Genomic DNA, 17,406 nt, shown 5'->3' on the forward strand with positions numbered 1-17,406 from the left:
AAAATGTTAAAAAATCAAATTACGGTTCACTTTCATAGCAGGAGTGAACACTATGAAAATTACAGCATGTGGAAATGGCTGGATGGCTACTGGGGAGAGGACGCCTTCTTTAGCGGACAGGATGACTTCGGCTTGGTCGGACAAATCAATTATCCATCGGAAAACTTTGTCCGTCAGGTAAGTCTTCTGGTCAAGACGACCGATTGGTCCTCCCAGACCTGTGATTATGCAGTTAGGCGTTTCTTGGGCGATGCCCCCAACAATATCTGGATTGTCGAAGGTGATAGCAATGTCTATTATTCCAAGCAGGTAGCTCTAACTAGCCCCCTCTATACTGGCCAGGACAATACTGCCTTTGATATGGGGATTAGAGCCAATGATTTTGACCACCGTTGGGCTTACCAGGGTTGGTTAGGCTTTCGTTACCAGGAGAAGAAGACCAAATTCAAGATCTGGTCGCCCCTGGCGGATCGGATTTACCTCCTTCTTTATGAGAAGGACCAGGCACCAGCTAAGATTATTCCCATGGGAAGGGGCCGAAAGGTCAATACCGACCACCACGAATTAAACACACATGGTGTTTGGTCTGTAACCGTTGAGGGAAATTTGGAGGGTTGGTCTTATCAGTACCGTATCTATCACGAAGAGAACTTTTACCAAGATACTAGAGATCCTTATACTAGGGCTCTCAGTTTGGATAACAAGAGATCGTTAATAGTATCGGATCGGAGCTTACGTCCCCAAGGTTTTTCAGTTAAACAAGGCAAGGCAGCTCATTGGCGGGGCGGTAATGCCTGTGCTTCAGTCATCTGTGAGCTGCATGTCAGGGACTTTACCAATGATAGCTCGTCTGGTATAGAAGAGAACTTGCGTGGGACTTTTCTAGGAGCCTGCTACCCTAGGAGCCACAATTTTGCTGGCGATTCGACGGGGATTGATTATATCAAATCTATGGGCTATTCCTATATTCAATTACAGCCCATCTTTGATCATCATAAAACTTATTCGGATGAAGGAAAGATTCTCTACAACTGGGGGTACGATCCGGAAAACTACAATGTTCCGGACAGACAGTTTGCAATGGATCAGATAGATCCTCTGGCACCAATTTTAGAATTCAAGAGAATGATTCAGGCCTATCATGATGCTGGTATTGGTGTCATTATGGATGTGGTTTATAATCATACTTATTCTTCCCATAATTCCCCCTTCCAACTGTCATCACCTTATTATTATTATCGCATGCAAAATGATGGCTCTTTTCAAGATGGTTCAGGCTGTGGCAACGAAACAGCTAGCGAAAAGGAAATGTTTCGCAAGTACATGCTAGATTCCATTCTCTATTGGACTGAGGAATACAATATAGATGGCTTTCGTTTCGACCTAATGGGGCTCCATGATGTTGATACTATGAACCTGATTCGCAACACCTTGGATGGCATTGACCAGCAAATCCTAGTTTACGGCGAAGGTTGGGATATGGGAGTGGGGATTCCAGTCAGACAGAAGGCCATGAAGGCCAACGCTGATCAGTTGCCTAGGATTGCTTTCTTTAATGACAATGCTAGGGATGCTGTCAAGGGGCGTGAGGTCTATGGAGATATTGAAGCTGGCTTTGTTTCAGGAGCTCCCTTAGAGTGGGAGGTCTCTCAAGCACTCTTGGGTAGCCAAGCTTTTGCACCATACTCAATGCCTGGTCAAGTTTTGAATTATATTGAGGCACATGATAACTATAATCTTCATGATCTTTTAAAAGTTTTACATCCAGAAGACAGTAAAGAAGATAGAAAGGCCAGAGTCTATTTAGCCAATGCCCTGAATCTGTCCATGCAGGGTCTGTGTTTTATGCAGCTGGGTCAAGAATTTATGAGGACAAAAATTAGGTCAACTGGAGGAAATGGCGAGATAACAGCTCAAGATTTACTGAGAGCAAGAAATAGTTATAATGCTCCAGATGGCGTCAATGCTGTCAATTGGGACCTAGTGACGGAACACCAAGATCTAATTGAAAAAATAAGGAAACTTGTTAATTTTAAAAAAAACGGACGAGAGCTTTCTGAAACTAAATATGATAGGATAAATTCCAATGAAGTAATTGAAGAAAACGGATATTGTTCGGGAATTGTTAAAGTTACGATAAAGAATACTGAAAATAAGACCTTTATCTTTAATAACCATGAAAAATCTTTTAATTTATACTGACAAAGTTAATTATTTATGTTAAAATTAAACCAATAAATGGAATGCTAATAACTCTTTTGTTCGTTAGTTTTTGGTCGTTGACAACTCAAGCAACCTTTTTATAAGGTTACTTGAGTTTTTTACTTAGAGATAGGAAAGGCGGGTGATAGGATGACAAAAGATTTAGAACTTTATACATTCGGAACTGGTGAAAATTTTCACCTTCAAAACTATTTAGGTGTTCACAAAACAGATGATGGCAGTTACAGCTTTCGGGTATGGGCTCCACATGCTGAACATGTACAGGTGATTGGGGATTTCACTAGTTGGTTTGATGCTCCCCTAGATATGGTTATGAATCAAGCTGGTGTTTGGGAGGTTAAAACCGACAAGGCCCAGGAAGGTCAAATTTACAAATATTTGGTTAAACGCCGTGGCGGTCAGGCCGTTGAAAAAATAGATCCTTGTGCTTTGTATTTAGAAGAGCGTCCAGGTACGGGAGCAATCATTAAAACTTTTGCGGAAAAAAAGTGGAAAGACGCTCTCTGGATGGGGCGTCGTAAACGATTTGGTTTCAAGGAGCGTCCGGTAAATATCTATGAAGTCCATTCCAGTTCTTGGAAATTAGGACCAGAGGGTCAACTTCTGACCTTTAAAGATTTGACTAAGGAATTGATTCCTTATTTGGTCGAAATGAATTATACCCATGTTGAGTTTATGCCTTTGATGGCTCACCCTTTAGGTATGTCTTGGGGCTATCAACTGATGGGATATTTTGCCTTTGAACATACCTATGGCAAGCCTGAAGAGTTTCAAGAATTTGTTGAAACCTGCCATTTGAATAATATTGGGGTTATTGTTGACTGGGTGCCTGGTCACTTTACGCAAAACGATGATGCCCTTGCCTATTTCGATGGCACACCGACTTTTGAATATGCTGACAATGACCGTGCTCATAATCGTCGCTGGGGAGCTCTTAACTTTGATTTGGGTAAAAATCAGGTTCAGTCTTTCTTGATTTCAAGTGCTATGTATTGGATCGAACAGTACCATATTGATGGTATTCGTGTAGATGCTGTCAGCAATATGCTCTATCGTGACTACGATGATGGCCCATGGACCCCAAACGTTTTCGGAGGTAATCGGGACCTTGAAGGGTTTAACTTCTTACAAAAATTAAATGGCGTCATTCATTACAATCATCCTAACGTTATGATGATTGCAGAAGAGTCTACAGCTGCAACACCAATAACAGCCTCTATTGAGTCAGGTGGCCTGTCTTTTGACTACAAATGGAATATGGGCTGGATGAATGATACCCTCAAGTTCTTTGAAGAGGATCCTATCTATCGTCGATATGATTTTAATCTGATTACTTTTAGCTTTATGTATGCTTTTTCTGAGAACTTCATTTTGCCATTCTCTCATGATGAAGTTGTCCATGGTAAGAAGAGTCTGATGCACAAGATGTGGGGAGATCGTTATAATCAATTTGCTGGTCTCCGTTGTCTCTACGCTTATCAGATGTGTCACCCTGGTAAGAAATTACTCTTCATGGGTTCTGAATTCGGTCAGTTCCTAGAGTGGAAATATGATTATCAACTAGAATGGACAAACCTAGAAGATAAGCTCAACCATCAAATGTGGCATTACACTTCTGAACTCAATCAGTTTTACAAGGACCATAAGGCACTTTGGCAAATTGATGAGTCTTACGATGGTATTGAAATTATTGATGCGGATAATACAGCAGAATCAATTCTATCTTTTGTCCGCCGGGATAAGAAAGGTGACCTGCTTGTTTGTGTCTTCAATATGGCTCCAGTTGAACGGCAGTCCTTTACCATTGGAGTTCCGGTGGCTGGGCTTTACGAAGAAGTCTTTAATACTGAACTGGAAGAATTCGGCGGTGTCTGGAAGAAGACTAACCCCGAAACAAAGACAAATCCTGGCCTTTGGAAAGACTATCAACAAACCCTAACCTTCACTATGCCAGCTCTAGGGGCAAGTATTTGGAGAGTTAAACGACATCAACGAACAAAAACGAATAAATAAGTGAGAGAAAGGATCTCTCATCACTTTAACTCATATTTCTCTTTGAAAGGAGTCTTTTATGAAAAATGAAATGTTAGCACTAATCTTGGCAGGTGGTCAAGGTACACGTTTGGGTAAACTAACTCAATCTATTGCTAAGCCAGCTGTTCAATTTGGGGGTCGCTATCGGATTATTGATTTCGCCCTTTCCAACTGTGCTAATTCCGGCATCAATAACGTTGGTGTCATCACCCAGTACCAGCCTTTAGCCCTTAATAATCATATTGGGAATGGTTCAGCTTGGGGTCTTGATGGAATCGATAGTGGTGCAACTATCCTTCAGCCATACTCAGCAACGGAAGGTAATCGCTGGTTCCAAGGAACTAGCCATGCTATCTATCAAAATATTGATTACATTGACAGCATGAATCCCGAATATGTCTTAATTTTGTCGGGTGATCATATCTATAAGATGGATTATGATGACATGTTGCAAACCCATAAAGATAATTTAGCTAGTTTGACTGTTGCTGTCATTGATGTTCCGCTTAAGGAAGCAAGCCGTTTTGGTATTATGAATACTGATACCAATGATCGTATTGTTGAATTTGAAGAGAAACCTGAGCATCCTAAATCAACCAAAGCTTCCATGGGGATTTACATTTTTGACTGGAAGAAGTTACGGGCTATGTTGATGGATGCTCAAAAGAATGATATTGATATGTCTGACTTTGGTAAAAATGTCATTCCTGCCTATCTTGAACAAGGTGAGCCTGTCTATACCTATAATTTTACCGGCTACTGGAAAGATGTTGGTACCATCGAATCACTTTGGGAAGCCAATATGGAATACATTGGTGAAGATAATGAACTCCATAGCCGTGACCGTAACTGGAAGATTTATTCTAAGAATGTGATTGCGCCCCCAAACTTTATTACAGAAGAAGCTCAAGTGGCAGATTCCTTAATTGTTGACGGTTGTGTTGTTTCCGGAAGGGTTGACCATTCAATTCTTTCAACCAGCGTTAAGGTTGAAGAAGGGGCTGAAATTAAGGATAGCTTTATTATGAGTGGTGCTACGATTAGAAAAGGGGCCAAGGTTACTCGAGCTATTGTTGGTGAAGGAGCTGTTATTGGTGAAAATGTTGTCATTGATGGCAGTGATGAAGTTGAAGTTGTTGGTTATAATGAAGTAGTGGGGGTTCCAAATGAAGATTGATAAATATTCTGCCATCTTAGGAAATGCAGTCGGCTACCATGATATGGGGAAATTGACCGAAAATCGGCCTTTAGCAAGTTTGCCCTTTGACGGAAAATATCGTCTGTTAGATTTCCAGTTGTCTAGTTTAGCCAATGCAGGTATTCGGAGCGTCTATGGTATTTTCCGCGGCCAAAATATTCGGTCTGTCTTTGATCATATTCGCTCTGGACGCGAATGGGGGCTCAACACTCTCTTGAGTCATTACTTCCTCGGTTTCTATGAAAATGACAATCTGACCCATATTACAGATTCTGATTATTACCGACAAATTTTAACCTATCTCAAGCGGGCAGACACAGATCAAACTGTTTATATGTCCAGTGATATTCTCTGCAATATTAACCTACAGCAAGTGATTCATCTGCATAATGTTAACAATCACAATATTACGGTTGTCTATAAGAAGGTTTCTAAGGACCATATTTCAGATTCTAATGAGATTCTGCAGATTGACGAAACGGATCATGTCACTGGGAAACTTGATTTGCAAAGTGTTGAAGAGCCTGTTCCAATGTCTGCTGATATATTTGTTGTCAATACGCCATGGCTGATTGAGCGGCTGGAAGAAGAAGCTAAGCAAGAAAATCCGAGGAAAATTCGGTACCTCTTACGTGATCTTTTGGTTGAGGCTGGAGCTTTGGCTTTTGAACATACAGGCTATCTTTCCAATATCAGTTCAGTCAAGTCTTACTATGATGCCAATATGGATATGCTGGATTCGCAAAAATTCTACGCTCTCTTCTATAGCAATCAAAGGGTTTATACTAAGGTTAAAAATGAAGAAGCTAGTTATTTTGCACCGAGTTCGGATGTGAAGCGATCACAATTTGCATCTGGTTCAATTATAAAGGGTAGTGTCAATCATTCCATCGTTTCACGGACTTGTTACATTGATGAAAATGCTAATGTATCAGATTCGGTCATTTTTCCTAAAGTTACCATTGGCCAAGGTTCGGTCCTTGAACACGTTATCGTTGATAAAACAGTTACCGTTCCAGCTGGCGTGACCTTGCGAGGCAGTGCAGAAAATCCTTTAGTTATTGGTAAAGGACAAGAAATTACTGGAGATATTATTCAATGAAAATCATGTTTGTAGCAGCGGAAGGGGCTCCTTTTGCTAAAACTGGCGGTCTGGGCGATGTTATTGGCGCCCTGCCCAAATCACTCGTTAAAAAGGGACATGAAGTTGCTGTAGTTTTACCTTACTATGATGTTGTAGACAGTAAGTTTGGTGATCAGGTCGAAGATGTCATGTATTATTTCACCAATGTCGGCTGGCGCCACCAGTATGTTGGTGTCAAGAAGTTAGTTCAGGATGGTGTCAGTTTCTATTTTCTAGACAATCAATCTTATTTCTTCCGCGGTCATATTTATGGTGATTGGGATGATGGTGAACGCTTTGCCTTCTTCCAATTGGCAGCCCTTGAACTGATGGAAAAGATTGACTTTATCCCTGATATCCTCCATGTCCATGACTACCATACGGCGATGATTCCTTTTCTACTTAAGGAAAAGTATCATTGGATTAATGCTTATAAGAATATTCGCACTGTCTTCACCATTCATAATATTGAATTCCAAGGCCAATTTGATGCTGGTATGCTCTGGGAACTCTTTGGAGTTGGCTTTGAGCGTTATGCTGATGGTACCTTGCGCTGGAATGACTGTCTTAACTGGATGAAGGCTGCCGTGCTTTATGCCGACCGAGTGACAACAGTTTCGCCATCTTATGCCCAAGAAATTATGACGCCTGAGTTTGGTAAGGGACTGGATCAAATCATGCGAATGGAATCTGGCAAGATTTCTGGTATTGTCAATGGAATTGATGCGGACCTCTTTAATCCAGAGACCGACCAGTATTTGGCTACCCCTTTCTCTGTTGATGATTTATCTGGAAAAGCAGTTAATAAGGCCAAGTTGCAGGAACACCTAGGACTACCCGTGAGAGATGATGTCCCTCTGATTGGGATTGTTTCTCGTTTGACTGACCAAAAGGGTTTCTCACTGGTTGTTAGCGAGCTCCAGCATATCCTTCAATTTGATTTGCAGATTGTTGTTTTGGGAACTGGCTATGCTGACTATGAAAATAGCTTCTCATGGTTTGCTAGCCAATACCCTGACAAGTTGTCGGCCAATATTACATTTGATTTGGGCCTGGCTCAACAGATTTATGGGGCAAGTGACCTCTTCCTCATGCCATCAGCCTTTGAGCCTTGTGGTCTGTCACAAATGATGGCCATGAGATATGGTAGCCTACCTCTGGTTCACGAAGTTGGCGGCCTGAAAGATACGGTCATTCCTTACAACGAATTTGACCAAAGCGGAACTGGTTTTTCTTTCCATGGTTTTTCAGGTTATTTAATGACCAAGACCTTAAAATATGCCTTAGAGACATACTTTGATCGTCAAGATGACTGGAAGTTGCTCCAAGAACATGCTATGTCACAAGATTTTTCATGGGATACAGCTAGTCAGGCTTATGTTGACCTCTACCATGAATTAGATTCCGACACATAGTTAGGACAGTCAATATTACTGGACTAACTAAGAGCTGGTAATCTCTATAAAGATTGCCGGCTCCCTAGTAATTTTAGATAAGAAGGCATTTAATAATGACACTAAGTAAAGACCAATTTATTCGCGATTTTAAAGATACTCTTCACGAAGAGCAATTGATTAAGGTTCCTGATGCAACACCAAGAGAGCTCTTTGCCGTCTTGGCTAAAGTCATCCGTAAGTATTATACTCCTCTTTGGTTGGAGCGTAATCGTGCTTTAACCGCCAATAAGGAGAAAATAGCCTATTATTTCTCTATTGAATTTCTACCAGGTCGTATGTTGGAGACCAACCTGCTCAACCTTGGAATTCTTGATGTCGTAAAAGAGGGCTTTGCTGAACTAGGTGTCGATTTTGAAAATGTAAAAAATGCAGAGCACGACATGGCCCTCGGTAACGGTGGCCTTGGTCGCTTGGCTGCTGCCTTTATGGATTCTCTTGCAACGACTGGTTATCCTGGTTTTGGTAACGGTCTACGTTATCGTTACGGGCTTTTTAAGCAAAAAATTATTGATGGTTATCAGGTCGAATTGCCGGATGATTGGTTTGGCAGCTTAGGGAATGTCTGGGAAATCCGTAAGGACCATGATGCTGTTGATGTTCGTCTCTTTGGGGATGTCTACCTAGAGCAAAATCAAGAAGGAAATCTAGTGCCAACCTATCAAAATAGTCAGGTCCTTCGGGCGGTTCCCTATGATGTCCCTCAAATTGGTTTCCAAAATGATGTCGTTAATAATCTGCGCCTCTGGGATGTGGAAATTCCTGAAGATCAAGAAAGCCTCTATCCAAGTTTAGAGTCTCGCCGAGCTATCCAAGATATCACTGCTATCCTTTATCCTGATGATTCGACTCTTGAAGGAAAGCAATTGCGCTTGATTCAAGAATACTTCATGACCAGCGCTGGCCTGCAAACTATCATTAAGCATTACCTCAAGCAGGGAACTCCTCTGGAAGATATTTACAAGAAAGTATCAGTCCATATTAATGATACCCATCCTGCCGTGGCACCTGCTGAGTTCATGCGCCTCTTAGTTGATGACTATGGACTTGAGTGGGACCAGGCCTGGAAGGCAACCGTTAACACCATGAGCTACACTAACCATACCATCATGTCAGAGGCCTTAGAAAAATGGGATGCTGAGCTCTTTAAGAAGGTTCTTCCACGGGTTTACCAAATTATCCTAGAAATTGATAACCGTTTTGTTGCGGAACTAGGTAAAGCTGGCTATGATGCCGATGTTGTCAACAATACTCGTATTGTCAAGGATGACCAAATTCACATGGCTAACCTCGCCATCATTGGCGGTCATTCTGTCAATGGTGTCGCCAAATTACACACGGAACTTCTGAAAGAAGATACCCTCAAGAGTTTTTATAAGCTTTATCCAGAAAAATTCAATAATAAGACAAACGGTATTGTAACCCGTCGGTGGACGCAGATTGCAGCACCTGAACTGTCCAGCGCCATTGACCAGTTTATTGGCAATGGTTGGCGGACTGATATTCACGAATTAGAGGGTCTTTCAACCTATTTAGATGATCAAGAAGCGCTGGGAACCTTCTATCAGGTAAAGAAGGACGCTAAGGAACGTCTGGCAAATTATATTAAGGAAACGACAGGTTTTCAAGTTTCAACGGATGCAATTTTTGATGTTCAAGTCAAAAGGCTCCATGCTTATAAACGGCAGCTACTCAACGTCCTCCATATTATTAAACTCTATTTGGATTTGAAAGACAATCCTGATAAGGATATGGTACCGCGTGTCTTTATTTTTGGTGCTAAGGCAGCTCCCGGTTATCATTTTGCCAAGTCGGTTATTAAGATTATCAATGAACTGGCTAGTCTCATCAATAATGATGAAGGCCTAGAAGGTAAGCTCCATGTCTTCTTCTTAGAAAACTATAATGTTAGTCTGGCTGAATTGATTATTCCAGCAGCAGATGTATCTGAGCAAATCTCCTTGGCTTCTAAGGAAGCATCGGGTACATCAAACATGAAGTTTATGATGACTGGTGCCATCACTCTAGCAACACTGGATGGTGCTAACATTGAAATTAAGGATGAAGTCGGTGATGACAATATTGTAATCTTTGGTATGGATAAGGATGCTGTTTATAACCATTACCGATTAAATGACTACCATTCACGTGATTTGTATGATAATGATCCGCTGATTCACCGAGTGATTGATAGTTTTGTTAATGGTACGATACCCAATATTCAAAGTGAGGGTATGGAGATTTATGAGGCTCTTATCCAACACAATGATGAATACTTCCTATTAGAAGATTTCCATTCTTATATTGAAGCTCAGGAAAAAATTGATCGACTTTATCGTAATAAGGCAGAGTGGGCTCAAATTACACTGAAAAATATTGCCAAATCTCATAAGTTTACGGCTGATGATACCATTGTGCAGTATGCCAAGGAAATTTGGGAACTAAAAAAGTAGTGGGTTGAAAAGCTTAGCATTTGAAGAGTTGGAGACAATGGGGATGACAAGATTGTCATTTTTACGGTCTTATTTCTGTACGGTTAATTTTGTCACTTTTCCTAACAGTCCGGAAGACTGTTGGAACTGTCACTTACAGTACTGGGAGTTCAACTTTGTTTCCACTTTTTATGGTGGTTGGTAAGCGCAATGTTAAAGCGTCAATCCCATCATTACAAATTTTACTTATATATGGAAAGGTAAGATTATTAAGACTTTATACAAAGACTAAACATTTGAAGGGCTTTTTCATAGTATAGCGGGGATGAAAACACATTGGCTCTTTGTAAGCTACACAGTGGGTGATAAGAGAATATAGTTGAGAGAATCGGATGGATTCTCTCTTTTTTAGTGTTCAAGGCAGGCAGTATCTTGATTTCAAAAGTGCCAAAGTTTTTTGAAATCTGTATTTACAAACCATTTATACTTAACCAAATTCAAAATTTGATAGTTCCTAACGTAGCAAGTTTATCAGTGATTTTTAATCACTGATACGCTACGGTAAGCACTAGGGAGACTTACCTAACTGCCTGACTCTTCCATTTTCAAATAGAGCATCGTTTTTGAAAACACCATGGCGTTAGTCGTGCGGACGCAAGAACAAACCGTTTGAGGAAGGGGTTGTTAAATCCAAAGGCGTTTCATGGCGACACGAAGTTAGGACAGCCAATTTTACTGGCCTAATTGAGTTAGTGAGGGAGGGAGCTAGCCCATCGTTATAGAGATTGGCGTTAGGGAGTCAGACAGAAAAAGCTTTGACAGTCGTCAAAACCTTCATGGTCCCTCACTTTCCAATTTCAAGGTGTCGGGCTAAAATAGTCCACCGAACTATTTGATTACCCCAGCAAGGGCGACTAGCTTGTTTCGCTGCACCTTGAAGTGGTGTCAAGACAGCAGTCAACTACTGCGACATTTGCTGCTTTAGTAGCTGATGTCTTTGCTCCCTTGCTGATGATGAGCCCCTTAATAGGGGCTCGAAAATTCCGTGATTAGCAACCGCACAGTGATTGCTAATCGTATCCCTACGGCGAAACTATCACTTCAAGCTTACTTTCGTTCGCTCCCCCTCTAAAATGTCTAGCAAACTGGTAATTATAGACTATCTGATTTTTGAATAATATTACAATTCGAACCAATCCTGACGGCTATCTTCTCGAATACTTTGAAGCTTCAAGTAAAAGACGATTGACCGTCCTTACTATAATTTTATGGTGGCGTTTAAAGTTTTACTCCTACAGCGTCTTCATAATCTTTCAGACGATAGGATAGCAGCTATTATATTGTTTGTCTTTACCAATTTCGTGGGACTTTTACACGGTTAGCAAATCATATAGAAGTTTACATAACAGAAAGATATAGAAGCAGTGTATCGTCTGTGTTACAAAGATGATACATTTTTTTAATGATGACATTTTGACGCAATGAAGAAATGTTAATATAAAATATATGCATATTGCAAGTTTTCAATTTTCAAGCATGAGGAGAAGCTATGGACAATACACCTATTATTGAGTTTCAAAATGTTAGTAAAGTCTACAGTGGAAATACAGCTGTAGATAATGTCAGTCTAAAAGTTATGCCGGGTGATTTTATCTGCTTTATTGGTACAAGTGGTTCAGGGAAGACGACCTTGATGAGAATGATTAACCGTATGTTAAGACCCACTAATGGAACTATCTTCTTTAAAGGAGAAGACATTAGCCACTTCAATCCCGTTGAATTAAGACGCAAGATTGGTTATGTCATTCAAAATATTGGCCTCATGCCTCATATGACAATCTACGAAAATATTACACTGGTCCCCAAACTTTTAAAGTGGTCCGAAAAAGCTAAAAGGGCTAAAGCTAAAGAACTTCTTGAACTGGTAGAGTTGCCTGAAGAATTTTTAGAACGCTATCCGTCTGAATTGTCTGGAGGGCAGCAGCAGCGTATCGGGGTAATCAGGGCCCTTGCTGCTGATCAGGATATTATTTTAATGGATGAACCTTTTGGTGCTCTTGATCCGATCACTCGTGAAGGGATTCAGGATTTAGTGAAATCGCTTCAGGAAAAAATGGGGAAAACAATTGTCCTAGTGACGCACGATATGGATGAAGCCTTAAAATTGGCTACCAGAATAGTTGTCATGAATGAAGGGAAAATGATCCAAAAAGATACTCCAACTGGCTTATTGCGTCATCCAGCTACATCATTTGTCGAGAAAATGATTGGTGAGGAGCGACTGATGCATGCTCAAGCAGATATCACTCCTGTGAAATCCGTGATGCTAAAAAATCCTGTTTCTATTACACCTGATAAGACATTTGCTGAAGCAATTGCATTGATGAGGCGAAAGCGTGTAGACTCACTATTGGTCACTGAAGATGACAAGTTGGTGGGGTGGATTGATATTGAAACATTAGGGCAGCATTATCAGAAAAACTTACTTATTTCCGATGTCATTTCTACAATCAATTTTTATGTTAAGGAAGATGATCTTCTTCGTGATACGGCTGAGAAAATCTTGAAACGTGGACATGATTACGCTCCGGTTGTTGATTCAGAAAATCATTTAAAAGGGATTGTCACACGATCATCTCTGGTAGATATGCTGTATGACATTATTTGGGGAACTCAGGAAGAAGAGACGGAGGTGGAATGATGAATGACTTTTTTGCGCAATACGGTCATCAATTACTGGTGAAAACTTGGGAGCAGATTTATATTTCTGCCTTAGCGCTTGCCTTTGGGATTCTTATTGCCATTCCCTTAGGAACAGTTCTGACACGATTTCCGAAAACAGCCAAAATAGTTATCGGTATCACTGGAATGTTGCAAACAATTCCTAGCTTAGCACTTTTGGCTATGATGATTCCTCTTTTTGGAGTCGGAAAAGCTCCTGCTGTTGCCGCTTTATTTATCTATTCTTTATTACCTATTTTGAGAAACACCTATGTCGGCCTTCAGAATGTTGATCCTAGTTTGACGGACAGTGCCAAAGGAATGGGGATGGCTCCGCTTCAATCTATCCTTCAAGTTGAATTGCCCTTGGCTATGCCGGTTATCATGACAGGGATTAGACTGTCAGCGATTTATGTTATTGCTTGGGCAACTTTGGCTTCTTATATAGGTGCTGGAGGTTTAGGAGATTTGATTTTCAGCGGTTTAAATCTCTTTCAGCCTAAACTGATTATTGGTGGGACAATACCAGTTATCCTATTATCTCTTGTTTCAGATTATTTATTGGGATTGTTAGAGAAATATATTGTTCCCAGACAAGAAAGGAAGGCATTGCAGTGATGAAAAGAAAAAAGACGTTTTGGCGACTGATTGGCCTAGTCCTTATCATCTTAGTTCCTTTGCTGTCTTTTGTTGGCTACAAGACAATGAGAAAATCTCAAGGGGTTGATATAAAAATAACCTCTATGACATCAACGGAATCTAGTATCATGGCTAATATGATTTCTGAGTTAATTAATCATGAATTAGGCTATCAGACTACCTTGATTACAAACTTGGGTTCTGCCAATGTTCAGCATCAAGCTCTCTTGAGAGGAGATGCAGATATCGCTTCTATACGCTATACAGGGACAGATTTAACAGGAACTTTATCATTGCCGGCGGAAAAGGATCCGCAAAAAGCTTCTAGGACAGTCAAAAAAGAGTTTCAAAAGCGATTTGATCAAACTTGGTTCCCGACTTATGGTTTTTCTGATACCTATGCCTTTATGGTAACATCGGATTACGCAAAAAAATATAATCTCCAGACTGTTTCTGATTTAAAAAAAGTTCAATCAAGTGCAAAAGTAGGAGTGGACAGCACTTGGATGAACCGTGAGGGCGATGGCTACCGTGATTTTGCTAAAGCCTATGGTTTTAATTTTAAAAGCATCTATCCTATGCAAATTGGTCTGGTTTATGACGCAGTGGAAAGCGATAAAATGCAGACAGTTCTGGGGTATTCAACTGATGGGCGCATTTCTAGCTATGACTTAACGATATTGGAGGATGATAAACGTTTCTTCCCTCCTTATGAAGCTTCAATGGTTGTTAACAATAATCTCTTGAGAAAATACCCCAAGTTAAAGAAGGTCTTACACCGTCTAGATGGCAAGATTAACTTGAAAATGATGCAGCAATTAAACTATCAGGTAGATGATAAATTATTGGAACCTTCTGTTGTGGCCCATAACTTTTTAAGGGAACATAATTATTTTAGGGAGGCAGGTGATTAAATGAAAGATATGACTATGTGGGAGCAGTTTTTCTATTATTTCAGTCACAATGGCGATTACGTCTTTACTCAATTTATTAGACATTTTCTAATTTCCATATATGGTGTCCTGTTAGCAGCAATTGTCGGTATTCCTTTGGGAATTTTGATCGCACGAAGAAGCAGATTAAGAAGTGTTGTTATGGGAATAGCCAATGTTCTGCAGACCATTCCGTCCTTGGCTATGATTTCAATTCTTATGTTGGGATTGGGCTTGGGTATGAAAACCGTTGTTGCAACTGTATTCTTATACTCTTTACTGCCTATCATTGGCAATACTTATTCTGGTATCAGGAGTGTTAACGATGATCTCGTTGATGCAGCGAGAGGTATGGGAATGACAAAGTTACAAAGATTATTCATGGTAGAAATCCCATTATCGCTTTCCGTTATTATGGCAGGTATCCGAAATGCACTGGTTATTGCAGTAGGCATAACTGCTATTGGTGCCTTTGTAGGCGGTGGCGGTTTGGGAGATATTATTGTTCGAGGAACAAATGCCACAAATGGCGGAGCGATCATTTTAGCAGGGTCTTTGCCAACGGCTTTGATGGCTGTCGTTTCAGATTTAGCTTTGGGATTTATTCAAAGATTGTTAGAACCTAAAGGAGCTTCTGTCCATACTTAGCTGGATAAACAGCTCTTGGCTTGCTTCTTGGCGTTGTCTCTCTATTGTAACTTGTAGTAGGGAAGCCTGTGAAATAGGGGAAGGGTTATTTGGTTTATACCTGTCTGGATTAGTCCAGTTGTAAAAGATTGGGGAAGCAAGTCGTAAAAATATCGGATGTCATTAACTTATTTATCTATAAGATCTATTTTTTAAACTTTTTTCATTACTTTGTGTAAGGCTTTGAGCAAATATTTTGTAATCGTTTGCACTTTGTGATAGACTCCAAGTGTAACACTAATAGAAAGTTGGATAAGCTATGTCAAAAGTTGTTGTTGTCGGAACCAATCATGCTGGTACAGCAGCTGTTAAAACGATTCTGAGTCATTATGGTTCTGAAAATGAAGTTGTTACTTTTGATCAGAACTCAAATATTTCATTCTTGGGCTGCGGTATGGCCCTGTGGATTGGTAACCAAATCTCAACTGGTGATGGTCTATTTTATTCAAGCAAGGAAGAACTCGAAAGCCTTGGTGCTAAGGTTTATATGAATTCACCTGTGACTCATATTGACTATGACAAAAAGGTTGTCACTGCCATTGTTGATGGCAAGGAACATCAGGAGTCCTATGATAAATTGATTTTGGCTACTGGGTCTCAGCCTATTCTTCCTCCTATCAAAGGGGCTGCTATTAAAGAGGGCTCAAGAGAGTTTGAATCAACTCTGGATAATCTTCAATTTATAAAGCTTTATCAAAATGCTAAGGATATTATTGAAAGACTTAAAGATAAAAATATTAATCGCGTAGCTGTTGTGGGAGCTGGTTATATAGGGGTTGAATTAGCTGAAGCCTTCCAACGTAAAGGGAAAGAGGTTGTCCTTATTGATGTAGCTGATACCTGTATGGCAGGCTATTATGATAAGGATCTAACGGACTTGATGTCTAGAAATCTTTCAGAACATGGTATTGAATTAGCCTTTGGCCAGACAGTTAAGGAAATTTCCGGTCAGAGTAAGGTTGAAAAAATTATTACTGATAAGGCCGAATTTGATGTGGATATGGTTCTTATGGCAGTTGGTTTTCGGCCTAATACAGCCTTGGGTGAAGGCAAACTCAAAACTTTTCGCAATGGGGCCTGGATTGTTGACAAGAAACAAGAGACCAATATAAAAGATGTCTATGCTATCGGTGATTGTTCGACTATCTATGATAATGCTACTGGAGAGACGAATTATATTGCTTTGGCCTCTAACGCTCTTCGGACCGGTATTGTTGCAGCTCATAATGCCGCTGGTCATGAATTAGAAGGAATTGGGGTACAGGGTTCTAATGGCATTTCTATTTATGGACTTAATATGGTTTCGACAGGATTGACTTTGGAAAAAGCACGGCGCTTGGGCTTTAATGCCGATGTGACAGAAATTACCGATTTGCAAAAACCTGAATTTATGGAGACACAGAATGAGCCTGTAACACTTAAGGTTGTCTATGATAAGGACAATCGTCGAGTTCTGGGAGCTCAGATGGCATCTAAAGAAAATATCTCTATGGGAATTCACATGTTTTCCTTAGCTATTCAAGAAGGTGTTACTATTGATAGATTAGCCTTGATGGATATCTTCTTCCTGCCTCATTTTAATAAACCCTACAATTACATTACCATGGCAGCTCTTGGAGCAGAGAAATAAAAAGTACAAAAGCAGCTAATAAATGTGTTAGCTGCTTTTGGGAGTTTGCTCTTTCCTTAATAGAACCGAGAGGATGAAATGGAAGTAAAGCATTAATACTCAATGAAATCCCCTTTATCAGTGATTTTAATCACTGATAAACTACGGTAATCGGTAGGGCGAAACTATTAGATCAAGCTCACTTCGTTCGCTATTTCTCTAAAATGTCAAGCAAACTGGTAACTATGAAATTTTCTGATTTAAGGGGGATGAGTTTCTGTGAGAAACGAAAAGAGGCTGGGACAGCCATCATGGATGTCTGTCCCAGTCTCTTTTAACTAGTTTATCGGTGGC

Annotated in this window: 11 protein-coding genes; all 11 read left to right on the top strand. The window is 40.3% G+C overall.

The window, feature by feature from the left end:
* Positions 1-3: 3 nt before the first annotated feature.
* The 11 genes from pulA to nox all read left to right on the top strand — a co-directional run bounded on the left by pulA (position 4) and on the right by nox (position 17,073).
* Complete coding sequence (gene pulA, locus BS63_RS0102960) at positions 4-2,202, top strand: type I pullulanase (protein WP_080566238.1); 2,199 nt, start codon at positions 4-6, stop codon at positions 2,200-2,202.
* Positions 2,203-2,352: 150 nt separating this feature from the next.
* Positions 2,353-4,236 (top strand): 1,4-alpha-glucan branching protein GlgB, encoded by a 1,884-nt coding sequence (gene glgB / locus BS63_RS0102965; protein ID WP_002960328.1) that lies wholly within the window; start codon positions 2,353-2,355, stop codon positions 4,234-4,236.
* A 58-nt stretch (positions 4,237-4,294) separates the two neighbouring features.
* On the top strand, positions 4,295-5,434 hold the full coding sequence (locus BS63_RS0102970) for a glucose-1-phosphate adenylyltransferase (protein ID WP_002960327.1): 1,140 nt from the start codon (positions 4,295-4,297) through the stop codon (positions 5,432-5,434).
* Positions 5,424-6,557 carry a glucose-1-phosphate adenylyltransferase subunit GlgD gene (gene glgD, locus BS63_RS0102975; RefSeq protein ID WP_002960326.1) on the top strand — a complete coding sequence of 378 codons (1,134 nt, stop codon included), beginning with the start codon at positions 5,424-5,426 and terminating at the stop codon, positions 6,555-6,557. Before BS63_RS0102970 ends, glgD begins: the two co-directional genes overlap by 11 nt.
* Complete coding sequence (glgA, locus tag BS63_RS0102980; protein ID WP_002960325.1) at positions 6,554-7,993, top strand: glycogen synthase GlgA; 1,440 nt, start codon at positions 6,554-6,556, stop codon at positions 7,991-7,993. The genes glgD and glgA overlap by 4 nt, the downstream gene beginning before the upstream one ends.
* 95 nt (positions 7,994-8,088) lie before the next feature.
* Positions 8,089-10,485 (top strand): glycogen/starch/alpha-glucan phosphorylase, encoded by a 2,397-nt coding sequence (locus BS63_RS0102985; RefSeq protein ID WP_002960324.1) that lies wholly within the window; start codon positions 8,089-8,091, stop codon positions 10,483-10,485.
* 1,528 nt (positions 10,486-12,013) lie between these two features.
* Positions 12,014-13,165 carry a betaine/proline/choline family ABC transporter ATP-binding protein gene (locus BS63_RS0102990; protein WP_002960606.1) on the top strand — a complete coding sequence of 384 codons (1,152 nt, stop codon included), beginning with the start codon at positions 12,014-12,016 and terminating at the stop codon, positions 13,163-13,165.
* Positions 13,165-13,803 carry an ABC transporter permease gene (locus tag BS63_RS0102995; RefSeq protein WP_002960609.1) on the top strand — a complete coding sequence of 213 codons (639 nt, stop codon included), beginning with the start codon at positions 13,165-13,167 and terminating at the stop codon, positions 13,801-13,803. The genes BS63_RS0102990 and BS63_RS0102995 overlap by 1 nt, the downstream gene beginning before the upstream one ends.
* Positions 13,803-14,738, top strand: a complete 936-nt coding sequence (locus BS63_RS0103000; RefSeq protein WP_002960611.1) for an osmoprotectant ABC transporter substrate-binding protein — start codon at positions 13,803-13,805, stop codon at positions 14,736-14,738. Before BS63_RS0102995 ends, BS63_RS0103000 begins: the two co-directional genes overlap by 1 nt.
* Entirely contained in the window at positions 14,739-15,404 is a 666-nt protein-coding gene (locus BS63_RS0103005; protein ID WP_002997993.1) for an ABC transporter permease, read from the top strand. It begins immediately after the preceding gene.
* A 298-nt stretch (positions 15,405-15,702) separates the two neighbouring features.
* The gene (nox, locus tag BS63_RS0103010) at positions 15,703-17,073 is read left to right on the top strand and encodes a H2O-forming NADH oxidase (protein WP_028798424.1); all 1,371 of its coding nucleotides are present in this window, start codon (positions 15,703-15,705) and stop codon (positions 17,071-17,073) included.
* Positions 17,074-17,406: the final 333 nt, after the last annotated feature.

This window comes from Streptococcus sobrinus DSM 20742 = ATCC 33478 (assembly GCF_000686605.1).
Lineage (GTDB): Bacteria > Bacillota > Bacilli > Lactobacillales > Streptococcaceae > Streptococcus > Streptococcus sobrinus.

Bases quoted from the DNA above. Each gene is read 5' to 3' on its own strand.
- pulA (WP_080566238.1), top strand. From the start codon at position 4: ATGTTAAAAAATCAAATTACGGTTCACTTTCATAGCAGGAGTGAACAC.
- glgB (WP_002960328.1), top strand. From the start codon at position 2,353: ATGACAAAAGATTTAGAACTTTATACATTCGGAACTGGTGAAAATTTT.
- BS63_RS0102970 (WP_002960327.1), top strand. From the start codon at position 4,295: ATGAAAAATGAAATGTTAGCACTAATCTTGGCAGGTGGTCAAGGTACA.
- glgD (WP_002960326.1), top strand. From the start codon at position 5,424: ATGAAGATTGATAAATATTCTGCCATCTTAGGAAATGCAGTCGGCTAC.
- glgA (WP_002960325.1), top strand. From the start codon at position 6,554: ATGAAAATCATGTTTGTAGCAGCGGAAGGGGCTCCTTTTGCTAAAACT.
- BS63_RS0102985 (WP_002960324.1), top strand. From the start codon at position 8,089: ATGACACTAAGTAAAGACCAATTTATTCGCGATTTTAAAGATACTCTT.
- BS63_RS0102990 (WP_002960606.1), top strand. From the start codon at position 12,014: ATGGACAATACACCTATTATTGAGTTTCAAAATGTTAGTAAAGTCTAC.
- BS63_RS0102995 (WP_002960609.1), top strand. From the start codon at position 13,165: ATGAATGACTTTTTTGCGCAATACGGTCATCAATTACTGGTGAAAACT.
- BS63_RS0103000 (WP_002960611.1), top strand. From the start codon at position 13,803: ATGAAAAGAAAAAAGACGTTTTGGCGACTGATTGGCCTAGTCCTTATC.
- BS63_RS0103005 (WP_002997993.1), top strand. From the start codon at position 14,739: ATGAAAGATATGACTATGTGGGAGCAGTTTTTCTATTATTTCAGTCAC.
- nox (WP_028798424.1), top strand. From the start codon at position 15,703: ATGTCAAAAGTTGTTGTTGTCGGAACCAATCATGCTGGTACAGCAGCT.